We start from the raw sequence: 9,528 nt of genomic DNA, 5'->3' as shown, positions 1-9,528 counted from the left end.
TTAAAAATCAACAGTGATAACAGTATAGTTTTAAATATAAATATAAAAAGTCGTTTTATTTTGTAAAATAAAAGTACCCACGCCTATGTTTAAATTGGATGATTTATTATGCAATCTAAATATTACCAAACAAGAATACATCACTGAACGAACAAAATTTACTTCAACCTGAGAGAAAATTGCGGTTCTCAAAAAGGAAATCACGTCTTTGAATTATCGAGAGTCACATCAAAGGAATACTGTTTTAGCATGTTAGACTTCATATACTTATGTCTTAAAATAAAAATTAACCACAAAGAGTACTTCTCTCTGTGGTTAAGGGGCATGCTCTTATTTCAATTTTAATTCTGCTAGCTCGTTTAAGAATTTATTGTTAAGTACTTTGATGTACGTACCCTTCATACCTAAAGAACGAGATTCTATAACTCCTGCGCTTTCTAGTTTACGTAATGCATTTACAATAACCGAGCGTGTAATTCCAACCCGATCCGCAATTTTCGAGGCAACTAGTAAACCTTCGTTTCCTTCAAGCTCTTCGAAAATATGTTCTATTGCTTCAAGTTCACTATAAGAAAGAGAGTTTATTGCCATTTGAACAATCGCTTTATTGCGTGCTTCAATTTCAATTTCCTCTGATTTTTCACGTAAAATTTCCATTCCTACAACAGTACCACCATATTCACCAAGAATTAGATCATCATCTTCGAACTCATTTTTTAAACGGCCCAAAATTAATGTTCCTAAACGTACTCCACCACCAATTATTGGAACGATCGTTGTTAAACCTTCTTTGAAAAGTTCGCGGTTTTCTGTTGGAAATACAGTATGTTGATTAAAAACATCTAAATTAGCAGATGTTTCATTTACATTAAATAAGTTTTTTGTATATTCCTCAGGGAATTGACGATCTTCCATCATCTTAATAATACGTTCGTTTTCAATTTGTTGATTGATTTCAAATCCTAATAGTTTTCCTTTACGGCTAAGAATAAACACGTTACATTCGATAACATTGCTAAGAGTTGTAGCCATTTCCTTAAAGTTAACTTTCTTACCTGAAGACGCTTGAAGCATTGAGTTAATCTTTCTTGTTTTTGCTAATAAATTCATGAATGTTTCCTCCTACAGTAGTATAGATATTTTTATATTTGTATTTACTAAATATTCTAAAGGTTTTTAATTGTTTTTGGAATAGATATAACTCGAATTATAAAATAAATTGTGACAAATCTTTGTTTTTTACAATATTTCCGAGTTTTTGGTCGACATATGTCGGTGTAATGTCGATATGCGCAGGTGCTATTTCAGATGCTTCGAAAGAGAGTTCTTCTAATAACTTTTCTAAAATCGTATGCAAACGACGTGCTCCTATATTATCCGTCTCTTGATTTACTTCGGTTGCAATTTCGGCAATACGTTCGATTGCTTCTTCAGTAAACTCAAGTGTTACGCCCTCAGTTTCAAGTAGAGCTTTATACTGACGTATTAAGGAATGATCTGGTTCTTTTAAAATGCGAACAAAGTCTTCTTTTGTCAATTTCTCCAGCTCTACTCGAACAGGGAAACGTCCTTGTAACTCAGGGATTAAATCTGAAGGTCTTGAAGTATGGAATGCTCCTGCCGCAATAAACAACATGTAATCTGTCTTTACAGCACCATACTTCGTTTGTACAGTAGAACCTTCAACAATTGGTAAAATATCTCGTTGTACACCTTCACGAGAAACATCTGCAGATGAAGCATTGCCACCTTTGCTTACAATCTTATCAATTTCATCAATAAATATAATCCCTGTTTGCTCTGCACGTTCCACTGATTTCCTCGCAACTTCTTCTGAGTCAATTAATTTATTGGCTTCTTCGATTGCAAGGATTCGACGTGCATCTTTTACTTGTAAACGACGCTTTTTCTTTTTCTTTGGCATTAAGTTAGCAAATGCGTCTTGCATATTTTGACCCATACTTTCCATGCCCGAACCTTGGAATGCGTCCATCATAGATGGAGTCTGCTCAGTAACTTCGACATTTATCCATTCGTCTTCTAACTTCCCGTCTCTTAAGTCTTCTGTGATTTGAGAACGTTTTAAACGAATATCGGTGTCATCGGTTGTTGGTTCTTCTTGTTCTTGATCTGTTTTTTGTCCAAACAGCATTTCAAATGGATTTTGAGTATTACTCTGTTTCTTTTTCAAGGAAGGAACCAATAGGCGAACGATTGCATCATTTGCTAAACGTTCTGCTTGACCCTTTACACCTTCTGTCATTTCTTCTTTTACAATTCGAACAGCTACTTCTGTTAAATCTCGAACCATAGATTCAACGTCGCGACCTACATAGCCAACTTCTGTAAACTTTGTCGCTTCTACTTTAATAAAGGGTGCGTTATTTAACTTCGCTATTCTTCGAGCGATTTCCGTTTTACCAACGCCAGTAGGTCCAATCATTAAAATATTTTTGGGTATAACTTCATTTTTCATTTCATCGGATAACAAACTTCGACGATGGCGATTGCGTAAAGCAACTGCTACGGATTTCTTTGCATCTTTTTGTCCAACGATAAAACGATCTAAATGTTCGATAATCTGTTTTGGTGTCAATTGTAATTTATTCATTCATTTAACGCCTCCACAATAATTTGATGATTAGTAAATACACAAATATCTGCAGCAGTGTTAAGTGCAGCCTCTGCAATTTCTTTTGCATTCATTGTTTCACCAGCATATTGCTTTAAAGCTCGGCCTGCTGCTAATGCAAAATTCCCACCTGAACCAATGGCTAAGATGCCATCATCTGGTTCAATCACTTCACCTGTACCCGACACTAATAAAAGTGTTTCTTTATTCATCACAAGTAACATCGCTTCAAGTCTTCGCAACATTTTGTCGCTTCTCCATTGTTGAGCAAGTTCAACAGCAGCTCGCTGTAAATTACCATCATATTCCATTAACTTCGATTCAAACATTTCAAATAATGTAAAAGCATCTGCAACAGAACCAGCAAAGCCTGCAAGTATTTCACCTTTATATAGGCGTCTTACTTTCTTCGCTGTATGCTTCATTACTACTTGATTCCCCAGAGTAACTTGACCATCACCGGCCATCGCGGATTTCCCTTTATGCTGAATCGCAAATATCGTGGTTGCATGTATTTCTCCCATGATGTTCACCTCTCGTTTAGCTCATCCTTCATTATGCTCTAGGATGTGCATTCATATAAGTTTTTCGTAAATGATCTTTCGTTACATGTGTGTAAATTTGCGTCGATGACAAATGACTATGTCCGAGAAGTTCCTGTACTGTTCGCAAGTCTGCTCCATTATTTAACAAATGTGTAGCAAAAGTATGCCTCAACATATGTGGATAGATTTTTGTATGCAATGATGCTTTTTTAACTATGTCGGTTAAAATATATCTTACACCGCGTGGAGTTAATGGTTGACCTCGCATATTCGTAAACACGAAGGTATGTTTTGATTGTTTCATTAACTTAGAACGCGCCACATCCATGTAATGTTCCAATGCATCCTGTGCAAATTGGCCAAATGGTATATATCTCTCTTTTCGACCTTTACCCATCACGCGCAATATTCCAATACGCATATCAATATCACTTTCTTCTAAAGAAGTTAACTCACTTACTCGCATACCTGTTGCATATAGAAGTTCAAGAATCGCACGATTACGGAGTGACATATGACTATCGTCTTCTGTTGCTTCAAATAATTGTTGTAGTTCCTTTTCATAAAAAAAATGAGGAAGTCGTTCCTCTTTCTTAGGATGATATAGAGAACGAAAGGCACTTTCATTTAAACCGAATTCGCGGTTACCATACTTAAAGAAAGAACGAATCGCCGAAATTTTCCTTGAAATCGAAGTACGTGCTAGAGATTCGTCATACAACTTTGTGACATATAGTCTTGCGTGTATGTATTCAACCTCATGAAGACTTTTAATTCCTTCAGATTGTAGAAAAGCAAAAAAGTCGAGTAGGTCAGATTCATATTCACGCACAGTGTGCTTAGAATAATTCTTTTCGAGTTGGATATAGCTTTTAAATTGAGATAAAGCTTCTGACGGAGACATTCGTGTTTAACCCCCAAATAGTAAAAGTACTAACGAATAACACCAACTCGATCGACTCAAAACCGAATAGTAGAGTTATACACTTTAGAAAGCTAGATTGTTTATCGAATAGTTTAGGAAGCCTCAGAGCAAGCAAGTTTTTTCTTTCAGCTGAATAAAGAATCACTTTTTAAAAATAACGTTTACAATTCAAATTTTACCAAAGTAAAAAGCCTCTAGATTATAACAATAACTAGAGGCTTCGGCAATTAAACCGATGGGGTATTCATAAAATTTCGAATTGTTGCTAGTGCTCGATCAGCTTGCATTTGTCCTCGTTTTTCTTTCGTTTTATAGCGTTTTGGTAAATCAGGAAATAATCCAAAGTTGACATTCATTGGTTGGAAATTTTTTGGATCGGCTTCGGTAATGTATCTAGCCATACTCCCTAATGCTGTTTCCTCTGGGAACACTAATAACTCTTCTCCAAGTGCTAGTTTCGCGGCATTAATGCCTGCTATCAAGCCACTTCCCGCTGATTCTACATATCCTTCTACACCCGTCATTTGTCCCGCGAAAAACAATTGATTATTTGTTTTCAATTGATATGTAGATTTTAAAACACTTGGTGAATTAATAAATGTATTGCGGTGCATTACTCCGTAACGAACGATTTCAACATTTTCAAGACCTGGAATTAATCTTAAAACTTCTTTTTGGGGTCCCCATTTTAAATGTGTCTGAAAACCAACAATGTTGTAAAGTGTACCTGCTGCATCATCTTGTCTTAATTGAACAACCGCATATGGGATTTTCCCTGTTTTAGGATCTTCAAGACCTACTGGCTTCATTGGACCAAATAATAAAGTCTTTTTCCCTCTCTCTGCCATTACTTCAACTGGCATGCAACCTTCAAAAAACATTTCTTTTTCAAACTCTTTAATTGGCACTACTTCTGCAGAAATCAAGCCTTCATAAAAACGATCGAATTGTTCTTCTGTCATTGGACAATTAATATAAGCTGCTTCCCCCTTATCATAGCGGGATTTCAAATACACTTTGTCCATATCTATACTTTCTTTTTCAACAATTGGGGCAGCTGCATCGTAAAAATACAAATAATCCTGTCCTGTAAGTTGTTGAATTTTATCAGCTAAAGCTGGTGAAGTTAAAGGACCCGTCGCAATAATTGTAATGCCTTCAGGTATTTCAGTGACTTCTCCATGAATTACTTCAACAAGCGGATGATTTTTCACATTTTCTGTTACGAAGCCTGCAAACTCATGACGATCAACAGCGAGAGCTCCTCCTGCAGGCACGGAACAATGATCAGCAGCCTTTATGATTATAGAATCCAGTATTCTCATTTCCTCTTTAATCACACCCACTGCATTGGTCAATGTGTTGGCCCGTAAAGAATTTGAACAAACAAGCTCAGCAAACTTATCCGTATGATGAGCAGGTGTTTGTTTGACTGGGCGCATTTCAAATAATCGAACATGAACACCTCTTTTAGCAATTTGCCACGCGGCTTCACTTCCAGCTAGGCCTGCACCAATAACATTGACAATCGTCAATTTCTTCACCTGCCTTCTATTTTATTAAAGTTGAGTATCTTCTTTATAATCACATGCCGTACATTGAATTTGTATTCCTTTTTTCAGCTTTTTCTCGACTAGTAATTCGCTACATTTTGGACACGGTCGGCTAATTGGTTTGTCCCATGACACGAAATCACAATTTGGATATCGTTCACAACCATAAAATAGACGTTTCGCTTTGCTTTTACGCTCTACAACTTCGCCTTCTTTACATGTAGGACACTTCACTCCAATAAATTTAACAATGGCTTTTGTATTACGACATTCTGGGAAGTTACTACATGCCATAAATTTACCGAAGCGACCCAATTTAAAGACCATTGCGGAAGAACATTTTTCACAATCTTCCCCTGCAGGTTCATCTTTAATAATGACTTTCTCCATTTCTTTGTCTGCATGTATCACATGTTTTTCAAAGTCTTGGTAGAAATTATCGATAATATGGACCCATTTTTCTTGCCCTTCTTCAACACTGTCCAAATCTTTTTCCATCTGTGCGGTAAACTCAATATCAATTATTTTAGGGAAAAACTCTAAAACAAGTTGATGAACAATGCCACCTAGTTCTGTAGGAATAAAACGCTTTGCATCAAGTGACACATAACCACGTTTTTGAATTGTATCAAGAGTAGGTGCATAAGTTGATGGTCGACCTATCCCTAACTCTTCTAACGTTTTAACGAGTCGAGCCTCAGAAAAACGTGGTGGTGGTTGTGTAAAGTGTTGATTTGGTTCAATAGAAAGTTTCTTTACGAAATCGCCTTTTTCCATGTCGGGTAAAATACGATCTTTTTCTTCGGTTTGATCATCGTTACCTTCAACATACAATTTCATAAAACCAGGGAATTTCACTTGAGAACCATTTGCACGAAATACTACATTTTCATTAGTCAGATCAACTGTTACAGTGTCTAGTATAGCAGGAGACATCTGACTCGCTAAAAAACGTTCCCAAATTAATTTATACAAACGAAACAAGTCTTTAGAGAGTATTGATTTAAGTTGATTGGGTGTTCGTAATGTACTGGTAGGACGAACCGCCTCGTGTGCATCTTGTGATTTCTTAGATTGCTTAATCACTGCAGTAGAAGTGGTTACATATTCTTTCCCATATTCCCCTTCTATATAAGAGTGTGCATCTTTTTTTGCGGTATCGGAAATACGGGTAGAATCAGTACGCATATACGTAATTAACCCAACAGTTCCTTCTTTACCAATATTTAATCCTTCATACAATTGCTGAGCAAGCATCATTGTTTTTCTTGCGCGAAAGTTTAACTTCCTTGCAGCTTCCTGTTGTAGAGAAGATGTTGTGAACGGGAGTGCCGGATTACGTTTACGTTCTTTTTTAATAACACTTGTTACTTCGAACTTGTCACCTTTTAATTGACTCAGGATTTCCTTCACCTGTTGTTCATTTGTAAGCTTAACTTTTTGAGCACCTTCTCCAAAGTACACTGCGTCAAAAGGTTTTTTACCCTTTTCAAAACTTCCTTCTATTGACCAATATTCTTCAGGTTGGAAGTTTTTGATTTCATTTTCACGATCTATAATTAAACGTAGCGCTACTGATTGAACTCTACCAGCTGAAAGACCTTTTTTGACTTTTTTCCATAAAATCGGACTTATGTTGTAGCCGACTAGTCTGTCTAAAATACGTCTAGCTTGTTGTGCATTTACCAAGTCCATATCAATAGGACGAGGGTTTTTAAACGATTCTTTAATCGCTTCTTTGGTTATTTCATTAAAAACAACCCGACAATCGGATTCAATATCAATATTCAATGAGTTCGCGAGATGCCAAGCAATTGCTTCACCTTCGCGATCCGGGTCAGCCGCGAGATAAATTTTCTTTGCTTTTTTAGCTGCTGATTTTAAATTCTGTAAAACGGGTCCTTTTCCACGAATAGTTATATATTTCGGTGTGTACTCATTTTCAACATCTACACCCATTTGACTACGTGGTAAATCACGCAGGTGACCAAGTGAAGCTTTAACTTTGTATTTTTTGCCAAGATATCGCTCAATCGTTTTCGCTTTGGCTGGCGACTCCACAATCACTAAAAAATCCGACATGTATGTGCCTCCTTATAGAGGTTCCTTATATATTAATAAAAGAAATACCTGTTGCAAAATGTATAACAGTTTCAATTATTTTGCAACCATTATTCATTTCACTATCATTTTTGGAAAGATAATCTTTGTAATTCTTCTACAATTTGAAAGCCGTTCCAGACAGGTTTTGCACCTTCTAAAAGAGACCGATTGGGTCCTAGAGACAAAATGGACGTTATAGGTCCTGGCACACAATAGACATCTTTCCCATTATCTAAAGCATGTTGCAGTGTACTAACTGTGCCACTTTTTTCTTTTGCTTCTGTAACAACCACTGCCTGAGCAAGACCGCTTATTAAGCGGTTACGCATTGGAAAATACCACTTTTGTGGTGTGACATAAGCTGGGTATTCAGAGAGTGTTAAATGATATTTATCCATAATGTCATAAAGTTTTAGATTGTCTTTAGGATATCGATGAAAATGGCCATGACCTAGTACACCAATTGTTTTCCCTCCAAGTTCATGAGTCAATTGATGAGCCATTGCATCAGCTCCCTTTGCAAGACCACTAACAATAACTACGTCATTCTTAACGAGCGGCGGAATTATGTAAGACATCGCTTGTTTAGAATAGTCCGTTGCATCTCTGGCACCGATTACTGCCACATAGTAATCCATTAATAAATAATCTATGTTGCCCTTAGCGTATAAGATAGTTGGTGGGTCATATAAGGTGTTTAACTGTTTAGGGTAATTGGGATGGTTAAATGGGAGTGGTGTAATGCAGTTCGAGTTGTATGCTTGAATAAGGGGGGTTTCAAGCGCTTTTACATAAGCATCTTTAAACTTTCGGGTCCGTTCATAGGTAAGTTTCAACAATTGGGCTAATTGGTGGATGTTCATTCTTTGACACCTTGATAAATCCGGATCAACTTGAAGTAGGGGGTTCAAGCGATTTAGCGGAATGGGCATTACGTAATGTAGTGCCAATAACCGGTCTGTAAATGTTTGATTGTTCATACCTTTCCTCCTTGTATAGTAGAAAATCGCACTCTAACCTTATGAGTTATAATAGTAGAGGCGAGAGCTGGGAATTGCCAATAGACATGAAAAGTTACATGTCTATTAAAAGACACGGTATCCCGTAAAATGTACCGCTAGAATCTATTTTAATATGTTTTAAATTAATTGTCACCTTTTGGCAGAATTTGTTTTTGGTAAATGTCCTCCTATAACTAATGAAGATTTTGAAATGGGTAGAACAGATGTCATAAAGAGTGTTTTTGGGACAAGATTCTTCTACTTTCTCTCAAGGATTTGGAACAGTGGTTAGAGTTTAACATGGCAAACATAATGGTTTTATTTTAATAAGAAAAACCGGGCTAAGTATGCCCGGTCCTTTAAGAGAGTCACAGTATCCACTTTGGTTTCTGGTATGATTTCCTTTGCAGGCGGACGCTTTCCGCGGGCGAGCAACCGAGCCTCCTCGGGCCAACAGGATGTTGGTCACGAAGGCTTCGCCACACGACGTGGCGTTCTTAGCCTTCGTTCCATTGTGCTCCTGCGGGGTCTCGTCTGTCTCGCTTTTTCCGCAGGAGTCGCCGCCTTCCACTACAATCATTCTCCTTTTAAAAATCAAAAAATTAATAAAAATACATATAAAAGTCGTCATATTTTATAAAATGAAAGTACCCAAGCCTATATTCTTATAGGACTTCTAGTGAGGAAACTTATGCATCTAAAAAAAGAAATCACGACTTACATTAATGGGTTAACAAGAATCAATTATAGAAATTCTGTTTTATCATGT

The 9,528-nt window shown here is 36.9% G+C and carries 7 protein-coding genes; all 7 read right to left on the bottom strand.

All coding sequences use genetic code 11. The features are described from left to right. Positions 1-330 precede the first annotated feature (330 nt). Positions 331-1,110 (bottom strand): GTP-sensing pleiotropic transcriptional regulator CodY, encoded by a 780-nt coding sequence (gene codY / locus B371_RS0104125; protein WP_019413039.1) that lies wholly within the window; start codon positions 1,108-1,110, stop codon positions 331-333. A gap of 97 nt (positions 1,111-1,207) precedes the next feature. Beyond that, complete coding sequence (gene hslU, locus B371_RS0104120) at positions 1,208-2,611, bottom strand: ATP-dependent protease ATPase subunit HslU (RefSeq protein ID WP_019413038.1); 1,404 nt, start codon at positions 2,609-2,611, stop codon at positions 1,208-1,210. After that, on the bottom strand, positions 2,608-3,156 hold the full coding sequence (gene hslV, locus B371_RS0104115) for an ATP-dependent protease subunit HslV (RefSeq protein WP_019413037.1): 549 nt from the start codon (positions 3,154-3,156) through the stop codon (positions 2,608-2,610). The genes hslU and hslV overlap by 4 nt, the downstream gene beginning before the upstream one ends. Positions 3,157-3,187: 31 nt before the next feature. After that, on the bottom strand, positions 3,188-4,081 hold the full coding sequence (gene xerC, locus B371_RS0104110) for a tyrosine recombinase XerC (protein ID WP_019413036.1): 894 nt from the start codon (positions 4,079-4,081) through the stop codon (positions 3,188-3,190). Between the two features lie 248 nt (positions 4,082-4,329). Continuing rightward, positions 4,330-5,637 carry an FADH(2)-oxidizing methylenetetrahydrofolate--tRNA-(uracil(54)-C(5))-methyltransferase TrmFO gene (gene trmFO / locus B371_RS0104105; RefSeq protein WP_019413035.1) on the bottom strand — a complete coding sequence of 436 codons (1,308 nt, stop codon included), beginning with the start codon at positions 5,635-5,637 and terminating at the stop codon, positions 4,330-4,332. 24 nt (positions 5,638-5,661) lie between these two features. Next, the gene (gene topA / locus B371_RS0104100; protein ID WP_019413034.1) at positions 5,662-7,737 is read right to left on the bottom strand and encodes a type I DNA topoisomerase; all 2,076 of its coding nucleotides are present in this window, start codon (positions 7,735-7,737) and stop codon (positions 5,662-5,664) included. A gap of 104 nt (positions 7,738-7,841) precedes the next feature. Next, positions 7,842-8,738 carry a DNA-processing protein DprA gene (locus B371_RS0104095; RefSeq protein ID WP_019413033.1) on the bottom strand — a complete coding sequence of 299 codons (897 nt, stop codon included), beginning with the start codon at positions 8,736-8,738 and terminating at the stop codon, positions 7,842-7,844. Positions 8,739-9,528 lie beyond the last annotated feature (790 nt).

The sequence above is a fragment of the Paenisporosarcina sp. TG20 genome (assembly GCF_000286315.1).
GTDB lineage: Bacteria > Bacillota > Bacilli > Bacillales_A > Planococcaceae > Paenisporosarcina.
The sequence above is the reverse complement of the archived record's forward strand: the minus strand, read 5'-3'. Positions and strand labels throughout refer to the sequence as shown.

What these genes read in the sequence shown, in the direction of transcription:
- hslV (WP_019413037.1), bottom strand. Translation starts at nt 3,156, where the DNA reads ATGGGAGAAATACATGCAACCACGATATTTGCGATTCAGCATAAAGGG.
- topA (WP_019413034.1), bottom strand. Translation starts at nt 7,737, where the DNA reads ATGTCGGATTTTTTAGTGATTGTGGAGTCGCCAGCCAAAGCGAAAACG.
- hslU (WP_019413038.1), bottom strand. Translation starts at nt 2,611, where the DNA reads ATGAATAAATTACAATTGACACCAAAACAGATTATCGAACATTTAGAT.
- xerC (WP_019413036.1), bottom strand. Translation starts at nt 4,081, where the DNA reads ATGTCTCCGTCAGAAGCTTTATCTCAATTTAAAAGCTATATCCAACTC.
- B371_RS0104095 (WP_019413033.1), bottom strand. Translation starts at nt 8,738, where the DNA reads ATGAACAATCAAACATTTACAGACCGGTTATTGGCACTACATTACGTA.
- codY (WP_019413039.1), bottom strand. Translation starts at nt 1,110, where the DNA reads ATGAATTTATTAGCAAAAACAAGAAAGATTAACTCAATGCTTCAAGCG.